This window comes from Comamonas sp. CAH-2, assembly GCF_009668305.1.
In the GTDB taxonomy this organism is placed as follows: Bacteria; Pseudomonadota; Gammaproteobacteria; order Burkholderiales; family Burkholderiaceae_C; genus Comamonas; species Comamonas aquatica.
Window position 1 is genome coordinate 89,363 of sequence record NZ_VSWF01000005.1, and the last position, 16,259, is coordinate 105,621.

At 60.1% G+C, this 16,259-nt stretch carries 10 protein-coding genes and 7 tRNA genes; 14 read left to right on the forward strand and 3 right to left on the reverse strand.

Translation table 11 applies throughout. The features are described from left to right. The first annotated feature begins 10 nt into the window (after positions 1–10). The 14 genes from FYM52_RS05555 (at position 11) to FYM52_RS05620 (ending at position 11,873) form a co-directional block, all read left to right on the forward strand. Complete coding sequence (locus FYM52_RS05555) at positions 11–3,202, forward strand: efflux RND transporter permease subunit (protein ID WP_154163378.1); 3,192 nt, start codon at positions 11–13, stop codon at positions 3,200–3,202. A gap of 96 nt (positions 3,203–3,298) precedes the next feature. Further along, positions 3,299–3,385, forward strand: a tRNA-Leu gene (locus FYM52_RS05560). A gap of 86 nt (positions 3,386–3,471) precedes the next feature. Then, positions 3,472–4,782: a trigger factor gene (tig, locus tag FYM52_RS05565; RefSeq protein ID WP_043384835.1), complete on the forward strand. Its 1,311-nt coding sequence runs from the start codon at positions 3,472–3,474 to the stop codon at positions 4,780–4,782. 143 nt (positions 4,783–4,925) lie between these two features. Continuing rightward, positions 4,926–5,534, forward strand: a complete 609-nt coding sequence (gene clpP, locus FYM52_RS05570) for an ATP-dependent Clp endopeptidase proteolytic subunit ClpP (protein ID WP_042420295.1) — start codon at positions 4,926–4,928, stop codon at positions 5,532–5,534. A gap of 104 nt (positions 5,535–5,638) precedes the next feature. After that, positions 5,639–6,901, forward strand: a complete 1,263-nt coding sequence (clpX, locus tag FYM52_RS05575) for an ATP-dependent Clp protease ATP-binding subunit ClpX (RefSeq protein ID WP_043384832.1) — start codon at positions 5,639–5,641, stop codon at positions 6,899–6,901. A 132-nt stretch (positions 6,902–7,033) separates the two neighbouring features. Next, positions 7,034–9,481, forward strand: coding sequence for an endopeptidase La (gene lon, locus FYM52_RS05580; RefSeq protein ID WP_154163379.1), 2,448 nt, complete (start codon positions 7,034–7,036; stop codon positions 9,479–9,481). Positions 9,482–9,589: 108 nt separating this feature from the next. After that, positions 9,590–9,665: transfer RNA gene (locus tag FYM52_RS05585), tRNA-Gly, on the forward strand. 33 nt (positions 9,666–9,698) lie between these two features. After that, positions 9,699–9,774: transfer RNA gene (locus FYM52_RS05590), tRNA-Gly, on the forward strand. A 34-nt stretch (positions 9,775–9,808) separates the two neighbouring features. Then, positions 9,809–9,884, forward strand: a tRNA-Gly gene (locus tag FYM52_RS05595). Positions 9,885–9,889: 5 nt separating this feature from the next. Further along, positions 9,890–9,963: transfer RNA gene (locus FYM52_RS05600), tRNA-Cys, on the forward strand. 4 nt (positions 9,964–9,967) lie between these two features. Continuing rightward, positions 9,968–10,043 (forward strand) — tRNA-Gly (locus tag FYM52_RS05605). Positions 10,044–10,137: 94 nt separating this feature from the next. Further along, positions 10,138–10,227 (forward strand) — tRNA-Leu (locus tag FYM52_RS05610). 420 nt (positions 10,228–10,647) lie between these two features. Then, on the forward strand, positions 10,648–11,283 hold the full coding sequence (locus tag FYM52_RS05615; protein ID WP_045267032.1) for a DUF6806 family protein: 636 nt from the start codon (positions 10,648–10,650) through the stop codon (positions 11,281–11,283). A 56-nt stretch (positions 11,284–11,339) separates the two neighbouring features. Beyond that, the gene (locus FYM52_RS05620) at positions 11,340–11,873 is read left to right on the forward strand and encodes a YgjP-like metallopeptidase domain-containing protein (protein ID WP_162524656.1); all 534 of its coding nucleotides are present in this window, start codon (positions 11,340–11,342) and stop codon (positions 11,871–11,873) included. Between the two features lie 73 nt (positions 11,874–11,946). Here the strand turns inward: FYM52_RS05620 and FYM52_RS05625 are convergent, their stop codons facing one another. The 3 genes from FYM52_RS05625 to proX form a co-directional block, all read right to left on the reverse strand. Beyond that, entirely contained in the window at positions 11,947–14,205 is a 2,259-nt protein-coding gene (locus tag FYM52_RS05625) for an EAL domain-containing protein (protein ID WP_154163381.1), read from the reverse strand. Between the two features lie 166 nt (positions 14,206–14,371). Then, entirely contained in the window at positions 14,372–15,061 is a 690-nt protein-coding gene (locus FYM52_RS05630; protein ID WP_154163382.1) for a DUF3334 family protein, read from the reverse strand. Between the two features lie 124 nt (positions 15,062–15,185). After that, a complete protein-coding gene (gene proX, locus FYM52_RS05635; RefSeq protein ID WP_154163383.1) occupies positions 15,186–16,202 on the reverse strand; it encodes a glycine betaine/L-proline ABC transporter substrate-binding protein ProX in 1,017 nt (338 codons plus the stop codon). Positions 16,203–16,259: the final 57 nt, after the last annotated feature.

Genomic DNA, 16,259 nt, shown 5'->3' on the forward strand with positions numbered 1-16,259 from the left:
GGAGCCAACCATGAGTGACCAAGACCAAGCGCCGCAACCGGCGCCGGACAAGCAGGGCTTCAATCTGTCGCGCTGGGCGCTGCAGCACATCCCGCTGACGCGTTACCTGATGGTGGTGATCCTGCTGCTGGGCGGGGCCGCCTATTTCCAGCTGGGGCAGGATGAAGACCCGCCGTTCACCTTCCGTGCGATGGTGGTGCGCACCTACTGGCCTGGGGCATCGGCCCAGCAGGTGGCGGAGCAGGTGACCGACAAGATCGAGCGCACCCTGCAGGAGGTGCCCTACGCCGACAAGATCAGCAGCTACTCCAAACCCGGGGAGTCCCAGGTCATCTTCCAGCTGCGGGACAACTCGCGCCCCCAGGATGTGGCCAACCTCTGGTACACCGTGCGCAAGAAGGTCGGTGACATGCGCTACACCCTGCCGCAGGGGGTGCAGGGGCCGTTTTTCAACGACGAGTTCGGGGATGTCTACGGGGTCATCTATGGCCTGTCGGGCGAGGGTTACAGCTACGCCGAGCTGAAGACCTTTGCCGATGACGTGCGCCAGCAGTTGCTGCGGGTCAAGGATGTGGCCAAGGTCGAGCTGTTCGGCGTGCAGAACGAACGCATCTTCGTTGAGCTGTCCCAGAAGCGCCTGGCGCCCATGGGGCTGGACGTCAATCAGGTGGTGGGGCAGTTGAACCAGCAAAACGCCATCGAGGGGTCCGGCGTGCTGCAGCTGCCGCAGGAGCAGGTGCAGATCCGCGTGGCCGGTCAGTTTGATGCGCTGGAGCAGGTGCGGTCCATGCCGGTGCGTGCGCCGTCCGGTGTGCTGCTGAAGCTGGGTGACATTGCCAGTGTGACGCGCGGCTACGAGGACCCACCCAGTGTCAAGGTGCGTCACGAAGGGCGCGAAGTGATCGCCCTGGGCATTTCGATGACCAAGGGTGGAGACATCGTGGGCCTGGGCCACGCCCTGCGTCAGGCGGTGGCGCAGATCGGCCCCAAGCTGCCGGTCGGGGTGGAGCTGGTCAACATCCAGGACCAGCCGAGGGCAGTGACCGAATCGGTCAATGAGTTCATCAAGGTGCTGGTCGAGGCGGTGGTGGTGGTGCTGGCGGTGAGCTTTGTCAGCCTGGGGCTGCACAAACGTGCGGAGGCCACCGTGTGGTGGCGCCGCTGGTACATCGATCCACGGCCGGGGCTGGTGGTGGCGGTCACCATTCCCCTGGTGCTGGCAGCGACCTTTCTGGCCATGTGGTACTGGAAGATCGGCTTGCACAAGGTGTCCCTGGGCTCGCTGATCATCGCCCTGGGCTTGCTGGTGGACGACGCCATCATTGCGGTCGAGATGATGGTGCGCAAGCTGGAAGAGGGTTATGACAAGCTGCGCTCGGCCACCTTCGCGTATGACATCACAGCCAAGCCGATGCTGACCGGGACCCTGATCACGGCGGCCGGCTTCCTGCCGATCGGCATGGCCCAGTCCATGACCGGGGAGTACACTTTTGCCATCTTCGCGGTCACCGTGATCGCCCTGGTGATCAGCTGGGTGGCCTCGGTGTATTTCGTGCCCTACCTGGGCAGCCTGTTCCTCAAAGAGCCGCAGCGGACGGTGCAGGCCGGATTTGCCCAGGATCCGCACGAGGTGTTCGACAGTGCCTTCTATGAATGGTTTCGTGCGGCGGTGACATGGTGTGTCGGGCACCGCTGGCTGACGATCGCGGTCACGGCAGCGGTGTTTGGCCTGGGGTTGTTCGGCATGACGCGGGTGCAGCAACAGTTCTTTCCGGATTCCAACCGGCCGGAGATCCTGGTGGACGCCTGGTTCCCCGAGGGGACTTCGTTTGCCGGCAATGAGCAGGTGGCCCAGCGCATGGAGACCTTCCTGCGGGCACAGACCGGGGTGCAGAGCGTGACGGTGTGGGTGGGCTCGGGTGTGCCGCGTTTCTATCTGCCGCTGGACCAGGTGTTCCCGCAAACCAATGTCTCGCAATTCATCGTGATGATGGATGACCTGGCGGCGCGCAACCATTTGATGCGGGCTTTGCCGGCAGAGCTGGCGCAGGCATTTCCCGAGGTGCGGTCGCGCGCCAAGCTGCTACCCAGTGGGCCGCCCGTGCCCTATCCTGTGCAGTTCCGGGTGGTGGGGCCGGATGCGCAGCAGCTGCGTGTGCTGGCGGACCGCGTGAAGGCCGTGATGCAGCAGCACCCCGATCTGCGTGGGGTCAACGACAACTGGAACGAGTCGGTCAAGGCCATGCGCCTTGAGATCGACCAAGACAAGGCGCGTGCCCTGGGTGTCAGCAGCCAGTCGATCGCCCAGGCCATGCAGACCATGTTCTCGGGCACCACGATCGGCCAGTATCGCGAGGGCGACAAGCTCATCAACATCGTCTTGCGCCAGCCGCTCGAAGAGCGCGATGCGTTGTCGGACCTGGCGGCGGCCTATGTGCCCACGGCATCGGGCAAGTCGATCCCTTTGCTGCAGATTGCCCAGCCGGTGTTTGCCTGGGAGCCGGGGGTGCTGTGGCGGGATGCGCGCAGCTATGCCATCACGGTGCAGGGCGATGTCCGCGAGGGGCTGCAGGGCGCGACGCTGACACAGGCGCTAAAGCCGCAGCTGGACCGTTTGCAGGTGCAGTGGACGGCGGAAGGCTGGGGGGACTATCGCATCGTCGTGGCCGGTGCGGTGGAGGAAAGTGCCAAGGGGGCTTCCTCGATTGCAGCCGGCATTCCTGTCATGCTGTTCCTGGTGTTCACCTTGCTGATGCTGCAATTGCACAGCTTCAGCCGTGCCTTGCTGGTGTTCATGACCGGCCCGCTGGGGATTGCGGGTGTGGCGGCTGCCTTGCTGCTGCTCAACCGCCCGTTTGGTTTCGTGGCCCTGTTGGGTGTGATCGCCCTGATGGGGATGATTCAGCGCAATTCGGTCATCCTGATCGATCAGATTGAATCGGACCGCGAGCGGGGCGTGCCGGCCTGGGATGCCATCGTGGAAGCCGCGGTGCGGCGCTTGCGCCCCATCGTGCTGACGGCCGCCGCTGCGGTCCTGGCCATGATCCCGCTGTCACGCAGCGTGTTCTGGGGGCCGATGGCGGTGGCCATCATGGGCGGTCTGATCGTGGCGACGGTCCTGACGCTGTTCGCCCTGCCGGCAATGTATGCGGCGTGGTTCCGCGTAAAACGCCCGGATGTCCACTTTTTCCCTGAAAAATGATGGGCGCTGTCGTTCTGCTGCGAAGTTTTAGCGGTTAAAATCGCCGATTGACCTATGACGCGGGTCGGTGTATGCCGGTCCGTTGTTATCCAGACCGCGCGGGTGGCGAAATTGGTAGACGCACCAGGTTTAGGTCCTGACGGTGGCAACACTGTGCGGGTTCGAGTCCCGCCCCGCGCACCACATTCCAGTGAGACTATGCGGAATACGGTGCAGGCTGTGAACTGCAGCCGGCTCGGTCCACTACTTTCCCCGAATTAGGAATCACCATGGCCGTTACAGTTGAAACTCTCGAGAAGCTTGAGCGCAAAATCACGCTGAGCCTGCCCCTCGCTGCGATCCAGACCGAAGTTGAAGCGCGTCTGAAGAAGGTTGCACGCACTGTGAAGATGGACGGTTTCCGTCCTGGCAAGGTGCCCATGAATGTGGTTGCGCAGCGTTATGGCTACTCCGTTCAGTATGAAGTGCTGAACGACAAGGTGGGCGAAGCTTTTGCCCAGGCTGTGGCCGAAACCGGTCTGCGCGTGGCAGGTCAGCCTCGTATTTCCGAAAAGGAAGGCGCTGCCGAAGGTCATGCCGATTTCGAAGCCGTGTTCGAAGTGTTTCCTGAAGTGAAGATCGGTGATCTGGCCGGCGCAGCAGTGGAAAAGCTGACCGCTGAGGTGGATGATGCTGCCATCGAGAAGACCCTGGACATCCTGCGCAAGCAGCGCCGCACTTTCGCCCAGCGTGCAGCCGACGAAGCCGCTGTGGATGGCGACCGCGTGACCGTGGATTTCGAAGGCAAGATCGATGGCGAAGCATTTGCCGGCGGCAAGGCTGAAGGCTTCCAGTTCCTGGTGGGCGAAGGCCAGATGCTCAAGGAGTTTGAAGACGCTGTGCGTGGCATGAAGGCGGGCGAGTCCAAGACTTTTCCTCTGGCATTCCCTGAGGACTACCATGGCAAGGATGTGGCTGGCAAGACGGCCGACTTCCTGGTGACTGTGAACAAGCTGGAAGCTGCGCACCTGCCCGAAGTCAACGAGGCGCTGGTGAAGTCGCTGGGCATTGCTGATGGCAGCGTGGAAGCTCTGCGCGCAGACATCAAGAAGAACCTGGAACGTGAAGTGAAGTTCCGCCTGCAGGCCCGCAACAAGCAAGCTGTGATGGATGCCCTGGTGTCGGTTGCCGAGCTGGATCTGCCCAAGGCGTCTGTGCAAGCTGAAGTGGCCCGTCTGATGGAAGGCGCGCGCGCTGACCTGAAGCAACGCGGCATCAAGGATGCGGACAAGGCTGAAATTCCTGAAGACATCTTCCTGCCCCAAGCTGAGCGCCGTGTGCGCCTGGGCTTGGTGGTGGCTGAACTGGTCAAGACCAACAAGCTGGAAGCCACTCCTGAGCAACTGAAGGCCCACGTGGACGAGCTGGCTGCTTCCTATGAGAAGCCTGAAGAGGTGGTGCGTTGGTACTTCGGTGATCGCCAACGTCTGGCGGAAGTGGAAGCTGTTGTGATTGAAAACAACGTGACCGAATTTGTGCTGGGCAAGGCCAAGGTCAGCGACAAGGCTGTGTCGTTTGAAGAACTGATGGGTCAAGCGTAATCAAGCTGGCTTGCTGCCACATCTGCCTTGAGAAGGTGGGTGTGGCCTAAAAAGTTCTGATTCCGGGGCTTGTGCTTTCGAGTGCAGGCCCCATTTCATTTCTTGGTTACAGTATTTGTTCTGTTCCATCGTATGGAGAAAACATGAGCGCATTGGATATGCAAGGTTTGGGTATGGTGCCCATGGTGATTGAGCAGTCAGGCCGTGGTGAGCGGTCCTATGACATCTATTCCCGCTTGCTCAAAGAGCGCGTGATTTTTTTGGTGGGTCCGGTGAATGACCAGACGGCCAATCTGGTGGTGGCGCAGTTGCTGTTCCTGGAGAGCGAGAATCCTGACAAGGATATTTCCTTCTACATCAACAGCCCCGGCGGTTCGGTCAGTGCAGGCATGGCGATTTTTGACACCATGAATTTCATCAAGCCCGATGTGTCCACGCTGTGCTGCGGTATGGCCGCCAGCATGGGCGCTTTCTTGCTGTCCGCGGGCGCCAAGGGGAAGCGATTCGCCTTGCCCAACTCGCAAGTCATGATCCACCAGCCATTGGGTGGTGCCCAGGGCCAGGCCACGGAAATCGAGATCCATGCCCGCGAAATTCTGAAGACACGCGAGCGTCTGAACAAACTCTTGGCCGAGCAGACTGGCCAGCCACTGGAAAAAATCCAGCACGACACCGAGCGTGACTACTTCCTGTCAGCGCACGAAGCCAAAGACTATGGCTTGGTCGACAGCGTGATCGAAAAGCGCGTGTAACACACGGCGCTGCTAGGCAGCAGGCGGCGCTTTCCCCTTCGGATAGCGCCGTTTTTTCATTGCTATCATCCTCTCTCTATTGACGTAAACAAGGCGTAGCCCCCATGGCCGAGAAAAAAGGCACATCCAGCGAAAAGAACCTCTATTGCACCTTCTGCGGCAAGAGCCAGCACGAGGTCAAAAAGCTGATTGCTGGTCCGTCCGTCTTCATCTGCGATGAATGCATTGACTTGTGCAATGAAATCATCCGCGATGAAGTGCCGGGCAATAGCCCACGCGAAGCGCGTGGAGATCTGCCTACGCCTGCAGAAATCAAGGCCAATCTCGACAACTATGTGATCGACCAGGAGCAGGCCAAGCGCACGTTGGCGGTGGCGGTCTACAACCACTACAAGCGTCTGAATCACAAGGACAAGGCCGGCAAGGACGATGTGGAGCTGTCGAAAAGCAATATTTTGCTGATCGGTCCCACGGGTTCGGGCAAGACCTTGCTCGCGCAAACCTTGGCGCGGCAGTTGGATGTGCCTTTCGTCATGGCCGATGCAACGACCTTGACCGAGGCAGGCTACGTGGGTGAGGACGTTGAAAACATCGTTCAGAAGCTGCTGCAAAGCTGCGACTACAACATTGAGCGCGCCCAGCGCGGCATCGTCTACATCGATGAAATCGACAAGATCTCGCGCAAGTCCGACAACCCCAGCATCACTCGGGATGTGTCGGGTGAAGGCGTACAGCAAGCATTGCTGAAGCTGATCGAGGGCACCATGGCCAGTGTGCCCCCCCAAGGTGGGCGCAAGCACCCCAACCAAGACTTTCTGCAGGTTGATACCACCAACATCCTGTTCATTTGCGGCGGTGCGTTCCAAGGCCTGGAAAAGGTGATTGAAAACCGAACCGAGGCATCGGGGATCGGTTTCGGCGCCGCCGTGCGCAGCAAGGCCAATCGTTCGTTGACCGAGCTGTTCCGCGAGATTGAGCCGGAAGACCTGATCAAGTTCGGCATCATCCCCGAACTCGTGGGGCGTATGCCGGTTGTGACGGCGCTGACCGAATTGAATGAAGAAGCTTTGGTGCGCATCTTGACCGAGCCCAAGAATGCGCTGGTCAAGCAATTCAGCAAGCTGCTGGCCATGGAAGGTGTGGAACTGGAAGTGCGTCCTGCCGCGCTCGGTGCGATTGCGCGCAAGGCGATCGCCCGCAAGACCGGTGCACGTGGACTGCGCTCCATTCTTGAGCAGTCCTTGCTGAGCACCATGTTCGAGTTGCCGAATCTTGAAAATGTAGAGAAGGTGGTGGTGGAGGAGTCCACCATCGCTGAAGGCAAGACGCCTTTGCTGGTGTACCGAGAAGCCGCGAAGAAAGCTTGAGTGAAATCGGATAGAGCTACTGGTGCGTACGGGTGTTCGTGCCGTGGCTCAAGCTGGCAGGTGCAAGCTGCCTGCAGCAGTGCAATTGATTAGTCAGCGTCCGCAATGCGGCGCTGGCGAGTAAGGAGTTCCATGTCTGGATCAACGGAGTTGTCAGTCACCGAGCGTGCGCAACTGCCACTGTTGCCTTTGCGCGATGTGGTGGTGTTCCCGCATATGGTGATTCCGCTGTTTGTGGGTCGTGCCAAGAGCATCAAAGCTCTGGAGCTGGCCATGGAGGCGGATCGTCGCATCATGCTGGTGGCGCAGAAAACAGCGTCCAAGGATGAGCCCGCAGTCTCCGATCTGTTCGAGGTCGGAAGCATTTCAACCATTTTGCAAATGCTCAAGCTGCCCGACGGCACGGTCAAGGTGCTGGTGGAGGGGCAGCAGCGCGCCAAGTTGTTGGATGTGCAGGATCAGGAGACGCATTTTGTGGCTGCTTGTGTGCCCATGGATGCTGGCGAGCCTGTGGCGGATGCGAGTGAAGTGGAGGCGTTGCGCCGCGCGGTGTCGCAGCAGTTCGATCAGTACGTCAAGCTGAACAAGAAGATTCCCTCTGAAATCCTGACATCGATTGCCGGGATTGATGATGCGGGTCGTTTGGCCGACACGATTGCGGCGCATTTGCCTTTGAAACTGGACCACAAGCAGTTGGTTCTGAATCTGGCAAACGTGAAAGAGCGGCTGGAGAATCTCTTCGAGCAACTGGAGCGCGAAGTCGATATCCTGAATGTCGATAAGAAGATTCGCGGTCGCGTCAAGCGCCAGATGGAGAAGAACCAGCGCGATTTTTATTTGAACGAGCAGGTCAAAGCGATTCAGAAGGAGTTGGGGGAGGGCGAGGATGGCGCCGATCTCGAGGAGATCGAGAAGAAGATCAAGGCTGCCAGGATGCCTGCAGAGGCGCGCAAGAAAGCCGAAGCGGAGTTCAAGAAGCTCAAGCTGATGTCGCCCATGTCTGCCGAAGCCACGGTGGTGCGCAACTACATCGATGTGTTGACGGGCTTGCCTTGGTCGAAAAAAACCAAGATCAAGCATGATCTGGCGAATGCTGAAGAGGTGCTGAACGCTGACCACTTTGGCCTGGAAAAGGTCAAGGATCGCATTCTGGAATATCTTGCCGTGCAGCAGCGTGTGGACAAGGTCAAGGCGCCCATTTTGTGCCTGGTCGGGCCGCCCGGTGTGGGCAAGACCTCGCTGGGGCAGTCGATTGCCAAGGCGACGGGGCGCAAGTATGTGCGCATGGCTCTGGGCGGCATGCGCGACGAGGCGGAAATTCGTGGGCACCGCCGCACCTACATCGGTGCGATGCCCGGCAAAGTCTTGCAAAGCTTAGAGAAGGTCGGAACACGCAATCCGCTGTTCTTGCTCGACGAGATCGACAAGCTGGGCATGGACTTCCGCGGGGACCCCTCCAGCGCTTTGCTGGAGGTGTTGGACCCGGAGCAAAACAATGCCTTTGGTGATCACTACGTGGAGGTCAATTTCGACCTGAGCGACGTGATGTTCGTGGCAACGTCCAATTCCATGAATATTCCTCCAGCGCTGCTGGATCGCATGGAAGTGATTCGTCTGTCTGGCTACACGGAAGACGAAAAGCTCAATATTGCCAAGCGGTACCTCCTGCCCAAGCAGATCTCCAACAATGGCCTGAAAGAAGGTGAGCTCGAGGTCAAGGACGATGCCATCCGTGACATCGTTCGCTACTACACGCGTGAAGCGGGGGTACGCTCTTTGGAACGCGAGCTGTCGAAAATCTGCCGTAAGGTCGTCAAGGGCTTGCAGCTGAAGCAGCTCAAGCCCAAGGTGATTGTCAAGGCGGCAAATCTTGATGACTATTTGGGTGTCCACAAATTCACCTACGGACGTGCCGAGCAGCTCAATCAAGTGGGGCAGGTGGTGGGGCTGGCCTGGACCGAGGTGGGGGGTGATTTGCTGACCATTGAGGCGGCTACCATGCCGGGGAAAGGCAACATCCTGCGTACGGGCTCGCTGGGCGATGTCATGAAAGAGTCGGTCGAGGCTGCACGAACCGTGGTGCGCAGCCGTGCCCGCATGCTAGGGATTGAAGACGCTGCTTTTGAAAAGCGCGACATCCATGTGCATGTGCCCGATGGCGCAACCCCCAAGGATGGTCCCAGCGCAGGTGCTGCCATGACGACTGCCTTCGTGTCGGCATTGACGGGCATTCCGGTGCGGGCCGATGTGGCAATGACCGGTGAAATCACTTTGCGAGGGGAAGTGACCGCGATTGGCGGCTTGAAGGAAAAGCTGCTGGCCGCATTGCGCGGTGGCATCAAAACGGTCCTCATCCCCCAGGAGAATGTGAAAGACCTGCAAGAGATACCTGCGAACGTCAAGACCGAGCTGGAAATCATTCCTGTGCGCTGGATCGATGAGGTGCTCAGGGTCGCCCTGGAGCGCATGCCCGTCGCATTGGATGAGGACGTAGCAGCTGTCCCGCCGGCTGGCGTGGCTGCCACCAAGTCTGTGGTGCGCAAGCCTGCGGCCAAGAAGACGCGAGCGGTGAAGCATTGATGAAATTTTGTAGCGCTGTTTTCTGGAGTGTCAAAAAATTGCGCTACAATTCATTCCATCGCATCGGTGCTTGAGTTTCTGTTGTAGAATTTAGGGCTTCGTTGATAAGCGGGAATAGCTCAGTTGGTAGAGCGATACCTTGCCAAGGTATAGGTCGTCGGTTCGAACCCGATTTCCCGCTCCAGGTTTTTGTCTCTTTCAAGCAATTGAAAGATTCGCGGGAATAGCTCAGTTGGTAGAGCGATACCTTGCCAAGGTATAGGTCGTCGGTTCGAACCCGATTTCCCGCTCCAGGTTTTTTGGCTCTTTCAAGTAATTGAAAGATTTGCGGGAATAGCTCAGTTGGTAGAGCGATACCTTGCCAAGGTATAGGTCGTCGGTTCGAACCCGATTTCCCGCTCCAGTTCAGGCGCGATAGCAAAGCGGTTATGCAACGGATTGCAAATCCGTCTAGTCCGGTTCGACTCCGGATCGCGCCTCCAAAATGCGGGAATAGCTCAGTTGGTAGAGCGATACCTTGCCAAGGTATAGGTCGTCGGTTCGAACCCGATTTCCCGCTCCAATTCAAAAAGGGAAGCAACAGCTTCCCTTTTTTCATGTGTGTGCAGTCCGAAGCATGGCTAGAAGATCGGTTATGCTCGCGGGCTTGCAACAGTGCCCCGGTGGTGAAATTGGTAGACACATCGGACTTAAAATCCGCCGCCTATTAAAACGGCGTGCCGGTTCGATTCCGGCCCGGGGCACCATGAACATGCAAAGCTGTGCGGCAATCTGCACAAGCCAAACCAGCCAAGGCCCCAGTAGGGGTCTTTTTTTGCGTCAACGGTCGCTGCAGACGCTGGTGTGCGTCCCCATTTCCCATTTGCCCTTCTCAATTTAGGGCTGCCTTAAATGGTGGCGAGAACCTGGTGTATTTGAAGGAGGTGGCGCTCACCGAGTGATGCCGACACGCTGGCCGCATCGCCATGAGGCCTTGCTGCTTCCATGCAAGATGGGAGCGTTTTGCGTGTCACGGCATCTTGACCATGTGGTGGCTCGTGGTGTGCAGGTGGAAATTGCGGGCAATCTGCAGATCGCTCGGTGAGGGTGGGTAGGCGTGCGACAATCCTCCACAGATTATTTTGTGCGTCCGCGTCTTGCAGGCGCACGCTCGTGTGAAGAAAACAATGCCAAGCTATAACGCGCCCTTTGAAATCCATGTGCATGGACAGGTGCAACTGCGTGCAGATGTGACGTTTGATCAGTTGCAGGAAGCGCTCAAGCCGCTGTGGTCGTATGCCGGGGCACGCTCTTTGGCGGCTGGCGCGGCCAGTGCGTATGAAGAAGAGCCGGGCATCCAGTTCAACACCAAGGATGCGCTCTTGCAAATGTGCTGGACGGTGTCTGGTGACGAGGACTTCCGACAGTCCCTGGACGACATGTGCATGGGGCTGAACGAGTTGGCCGAAACGGGTGCAGCCATTGAAGTGACCTTCTACGATGCTGAGTTTGACGAGGAGGATGGCGACCGCTCCGACGAGGCCCGCGATGACTTCGTGATGCTGTTTGTGGGGCCCAATCCTGCTGCCATCATGAAAGTTCAGCGTGACATGCTGGTGCAGGACGTGATTCACACCATGGAGCGCCACTTCGATGCCTCCGAGCTGGTGGGTGTTGTGGCCGAAATCGACAAGCTGTTCATGCAGCGCTTCGACAGCCTGATCAGCTCGCTGGAGATCGGCAAGCTGCCTCCCCGCGGCGGCAACAACGGTCCCCGCAATGGCGGGGGCAGCGGTGGTCGTCGTCCGCGCCACTTGCATTGATCCTTCCCCTGACCCACCCAACCCGGCTGTGCCGGGTTTTTTCTTGAGGCACTTTGGTGGCATCTTCATTGCCCTATCTGCAGGCCTACCCTGCGGGGCTGCAGCAGCAGGTGGCCCAGTTGCTGGCTGTGCCGCAGGGCATTGAGCAGTGGTTGCTGCGTCGCCATCCGCAGGCCCATGCATTGCGCTCGGATAAGGCGCTGTATGCCTATGTGGATGCGCTGAAGACCTCACGCCTGCGCAAGGCGGGCGTGCTGCACAGCGTGGCGTATGACAACAAGCTGCACGTGATGCGCAATGCCTTGGGCCTGCACACCCGCAAGGCGGTGGTGCAGGGCGGGCGCTTGAATGCGCGGCACGAGATCCGGATCGCATCGCTGTTCAAGCAGATGCCCGAGCCGTTCCTCAAAATGATCGTGGCCCATGAGTTGGCGCATTTGCGTGAGTCGGATCACGACAAGAATTTTTATGCCTTGTGCTGCCACCTGGAGCCTGAGTACCACCAGCTGGAATTCGAGGTGCGGGTGTACCTGACGCACCTGGATGCCGGCGGTCCGCGCCTATGGGCGCCGCTGGAAGCCAGCCCCTGACCGCTCTGTCCGTCGACTGCCAGTCCGGCCTGCAAGGGCATGGGGTGCCTGTGCTGTTAGGGGCAGACGGCGTTCAACGCGCCTGTGTGTTCGACGCTTGGGGTGTGATCCAGGGCTGGTAGGAGCTCAGCAGCGCGTGAATCTGCGGCGCTGGCAGGGGGCGGCTGAACAGGTAGCCCTGGGCCTCATCACAGCCTTGTTCGCGCAGGAACTCCAGCTGGGCCGCGGTTTCCACGCCTTCCGCTGTGGTCTGCATGCCCAGTGCCTGTGCCATGCGGATGATGGCGCTCACGATGGCGCGATCGTTGCTGTCATGGTCCAGGTCGTGCACGAACGACTGGTCGATCTTGAGCTTGTAGATCTGGAAGCGTTTGAGCTGGCTCAGTGATGAATAACCGGTACCGAAGTCGTCCATCGACAGCCAGACGCCTCGCTCCCGCAGGGCGTCCATGGTCTGGGTGGCCGCCTGGGGGTCGTGCACGGCAACGCCCTCGGTTAGTTCCAGCTCCAGGGCGGTGGCGGGAATGTCGGACTCCTGCAGGATGCGCCCCACCAGCTCTGGCAACTGGGGCTGGTGGAACTGGATGGCCGACAGGTTGACCGCCACTTTCAGGTGCGGGAAGCCTGCCTGGTGCCAGGCTTGCAATTGCGCTATGGCATTCTTGAGGACCCATTCCCCGATCTGCAGAATCTGGCCACTGTCTTCTGCCACCGGAATGAATTCGGCCGGGGAAATGGCGCCCAGCTCGGCCTGTTGCCAGCGCAGCAGGGCTTCGACACTGCGTATCTCCCCGGTGTGCAGGCAGATTTGCGGCTGGTAGTGCAGGGTGAACTCATTGCGCTCCAGCGCCCGGCGCATGGCGTTTTCCAGCTGCAGGGCGCGCACCGATTTGGCATGCATCTGCGGCGTGAAGAAGCGGTAGGTGTTGCGCCCCTCTAGTTTTGCGTGGTACATCGCGACATCGGCAGATTGCGTCAGGCTGTCGATGTCCTGCCCATCCTGCGGAAACAGCGCGATGCCCATGGAGGGGGCCATGCTGAGTTCGTGGTGGCCGATCTGGTAGGGCTGGCGCGAGGCTTCCTGCAACTTCCCAGCCACGCGGGCTGCCCCCTGGGCGTTGGCGCCGGGCAGCAACAGCACGAACTCATCGCCGCCCAGGCGGGCCACGGTGTCTTTTTCGCGCACCACGGCCCGCAGGCGCTTGGCGATCTGCTCGAGCAGGGCGTCGCCCACCTTGTGGCCCAGCGAGTCATTGACGTGCTTGAAGCGGTCCAGGTCCAGAAAGATCACTGCCAGGGGGCTGCTGTTGGCCTGGGCCGTGGCGATTGCGGCCTTGCTGCGCTCTGCCAGCAGTGCCCGGTTGGGCAGGCCGGTCAGCGGGTCATAGTGCGCCATCCAGTGGATGCGCTCCTGCACACGCTTGCGGTCCTCCACCTCCTGGTGCAAGGTCTGGATGGTGACGCTGAGCTCGTTGGTGCGTTCGTGCACCAGGCTTTCCAGCTCGGCCTGCGTCTGTGTGAGGATGGCCTGGATGTGCTTGCGTTCGGTGATGTCCACCAGGATCCAGACTTCGCCCTGGCTGTGGTCCAACGGGTCCACCCAGCGGCTGCGTGCCTCGCATTCGATGAGCTGCCCCTGCTTGTGGCGCAGGGTGATTTCCCCTTCGAAGTTGCCGTGGCTGCTGGCGGCCACCTCGCTCAAGACTTCCAGGGGCGAGGTGGCATGGCGCAGGGTCGCCGGCACATTCGCGAGCTGGATCAGCTCTTCGGCCTCGTAGCCCAGCATGCTGGCCAGGTGCGGGTTGCAGCGGCTGGGGGTGCCGCGGCGCCAGTACACGATGCCGACGGCCGCGGTCTCGAACAGCAACTGCTTCTCGCGCAGGGTGGCGGTCAGCAGGGCCTTGCGACGGCATTCTTCATCGATGTCGTCAATGATCCAGATGGAGCCTTCCTGCGGGGCCGTTGGGTTGATGAGGTGGCCGGTCAGGCTGGCCCAGAACAGGTGACCGCTGCGGCGTCGCAGCCGGCGTTCGGTCTTGAAGGTTTTTCCATCGATCAGGCTGTCTACGGCGGCACGCCCCAGGGCCTTGAAGTCTTCCCGCGAGGCATGCAGGGTGGTGCTGCTGATGCCGATCGCTTGCTGCGAGTGCGCAAAGCCAAAAATCTTGGCGAAATGGTGGTTGCAACGGGCCACCACACGGTGCTTGATGAAGGCAATGCCAACACCCGCGCTGTCCAGCAAGGTCTGCTGCTCGCGCAATAAGCGCTCGAGATCGGCATGTGCGGTCGCAAGTCTGGAGCTTTGCTGGACCGCATCCAAGGTCAGTGACATGGCAGACGCAGAGAGGAGATGGAAAAAGAACCGACACAAATTATTGCAAATTGGCCGTGTGTGGTGTTTGCGCAAATGCAAACCTGGGGCCTGCAGCGTGGATGTTCACGGCCCATGCATCAAAAAGCCCCGCATGGCGGGGCTGGGCACGGGGCCAGATGGCAGCTTACATGCCCAGGGATTTGAGCAAGGCCTCGGTTTCCACGTCGGCGGTATCGGCGGCGGCGCTGCTGTCAGTGCGGCGGGGCTGTGCGGCCTGGGCAATGATGGCGTCGGGATCGACCACCTCTGCGGCATCAAAGTCGTGCAGCTTGATGAATTCGGTGCTGTCCACGGCCAGTTCCAGATAGAAGATGTTGTTGCTGGCGGTGTAGAAGGTGACGCGGCGGGCTTCCGGGTTGTCCAGATTGGCATCCACGCTCAGCTGCACCTGTTTGTTGAGCACCAGCATCTTGGGCTGGTTCTGCGTGATGTGGGTCTGCAGCTCGCGGCGCACCTTGCCCGTGAAGTCGCCCACCACCTGGTTCATCAGCTCGCCCATCACATTGCTGACTTCATCCGAGGTGTGGGAGCTGGCCAGATCGCTTTCCGACATGCCCATGTTCAGCAGGTAGCTGCGGTACAGCTCCATGGCGGCCGCGGCCGAGAAGTTGATGATCACCAGGCCTGAGAACCCCCCGTCGAACAGCACGAAGCAGCCGATATCGGGCTTGAGGTAGGTTTTCTTGATGCGTTGCACCATGCCGGAATACTGGATGTGGCAGGTGGTGGCGACGTTCAGGACGCGTGTGACGGAGTTGCACAGGCTGACCAGAAGTTCGTCAGTGCCTTGCACCAGGGAAGGGGTGTCGCTCATGGGGATGTGAAGGGAGGCTGAGTAACAGAGGGTGACCGATTATGGGCGCATTCTTCCCGGCTGCCCACACCCGCGGACGACGCAGGTGGGGTGCATCAAAAAAGGAGGCCGAAGCCTCCTGAAATCAGCGTGCTGCGGCACGGGCCTGTTGCAGCCAGCCGTCGAAGGTGGACTGGTGGGCCTTGATCCAGCCGTTGACATGGCGCTCAATGTCTGCGGGCTTGTTCTGGCCCTGGTTCATCATGTGGTTCTGGGCATTGATGTCGCCCACGGGCACTTGCATGACCTCGAACAGCTTGGCCGCGGCAGGGTTCTGCTCGGCCCAGGCCTTGTTGGCCACGATGTGCTGCTTGTTCACCACGAAGCCGTAGTTCTTGCCGTTGGGCAGCTTGGTGTCCACGTCCTTTTGCGCACCCGGGGCCGAGGAGAAGGGCACCTCCAGCCAGACCACGTCCTTGCCGGGCTGCAGCACGTTGCTGACCCAGTAAGGGGTCCAGGCGTAGTACAGGATGGGGTGGCCGGCCTTGTAGCGCGTGATGGTGTTGGCGATCAGGGCCGAGTAGGTGCCCTGCTGGTGGGTGACCGTGTCGCGCAGCTTGTAGGCGTCGAGGTGGTGCTCGATCATGGCTTCGCAGCCCCAGCCGGGGTTGCAGCCGGTCAGGTCGGCCTTGCCGTCACCGTCGGCATCGAACAGCTTGGCGATCTTGGGATCCTTGAGCTGTTCCACGTTGGTGATCTTGTAGGCGTCGGCGGTCTTCTTGTCGATCAGGTAGCCCTGGGCGGCATTGTCGGAGTACACGCCCTTGCGGTACAGCTTGGCATCGCCGCCGGCGTTCTTGTAGTAATCCGCGTGCAGGGGGTTCCAGTGCGAGGCGATGAAGGTGGCGTCACCATTGCCGATGGCCAGGTGGGCCGTGGGGTACTCGACTTCCTTGATCGGCTGCACGTCGTAGCCCAGCTGTTCCAGGGCTTTCATGACCAGCAGGGTCTGGAAGGTTTCTTCGGCGATGGAGCTCTTCAGGGGCTGCACCTTTACGCCTTGGCCGGGTCGTTCATTGGCCTGGACGCTCAGGCAGCTCAGGGCCAGGGTGCTGGCAGCGACAGCAGCCAGGGTGCGCGTGGCGTGGGTGATGGATGTCATGGTCTCGTCCTCCTGGTTGAAAAATAGGTAAAAAGTGCTGCTTGCGCTCATGGAATA

Excerpts from the sequence above, each read along its gene's own strand:
- FYM52_RS05555 (WP_154163378.1), top strand. The coding sequence starts at position 11 with ATGAGTGACCAAGACCAAGCGCCGCAACCGGCGCCGGACAAGCAGGGC.
- tig (WP_043384835.1), top strand. The coding sequence starts at position 3,472 with ATGGCCGTTACAGTTGAAACTCTCGAGAAGCTTGAGCGCAAAATCACG.
- clpP (WP_042420295.1), top strand. The coding sequence starts at position 4,926 with ATGAGCGCATTGGATATGCAAGGTTTGGGTATGGTGCCCATGGTGATT.
- clpX (WP_043384832.1), top strand. The coding sequence starts at position 5,639 with ATGGCCGAGAAAAAAGGCACATCCAGCGAAAAGAACCTCTATTGCACC.
- lon (WP_154163379.1), top strand. The coding sequence starts at position 7,034 with ATGTCTGGATCAACGGAGTTGTCAGTCACCGAGCGTGCGCAACTGCCA.
- FYM52_RS05615 (WP_045267032.1), top strand. The coding sequence starts at position 10,648 with ATGCCAAGCTATAACGCGCCCTTTGAAATCCATGTGCATGGACAGGTG.
- FYM52_RS05625 (WP_154163381.1), bottom strand. The coding sequence starts at position 14,205 with ATGTCACTGACCTTGGATGCGGTCCAGCAAAGCTCCAGACTTGCGACC.
- FYM52_RS05630 (WP_154163382.1), bottom strand. The coding sequence starts at position 15,061 with ATGAGCGACACCCCTTCCCTGGTGCAAGGCACTGACGAACTTCTGGTC.
- proX (WP_154163383.1), bottom strand. The coding sequence starts at position 16,202 with ATGACATCCATCACCCACGCCACGCGCACCCTGGCTGCTGTCGCTGCC.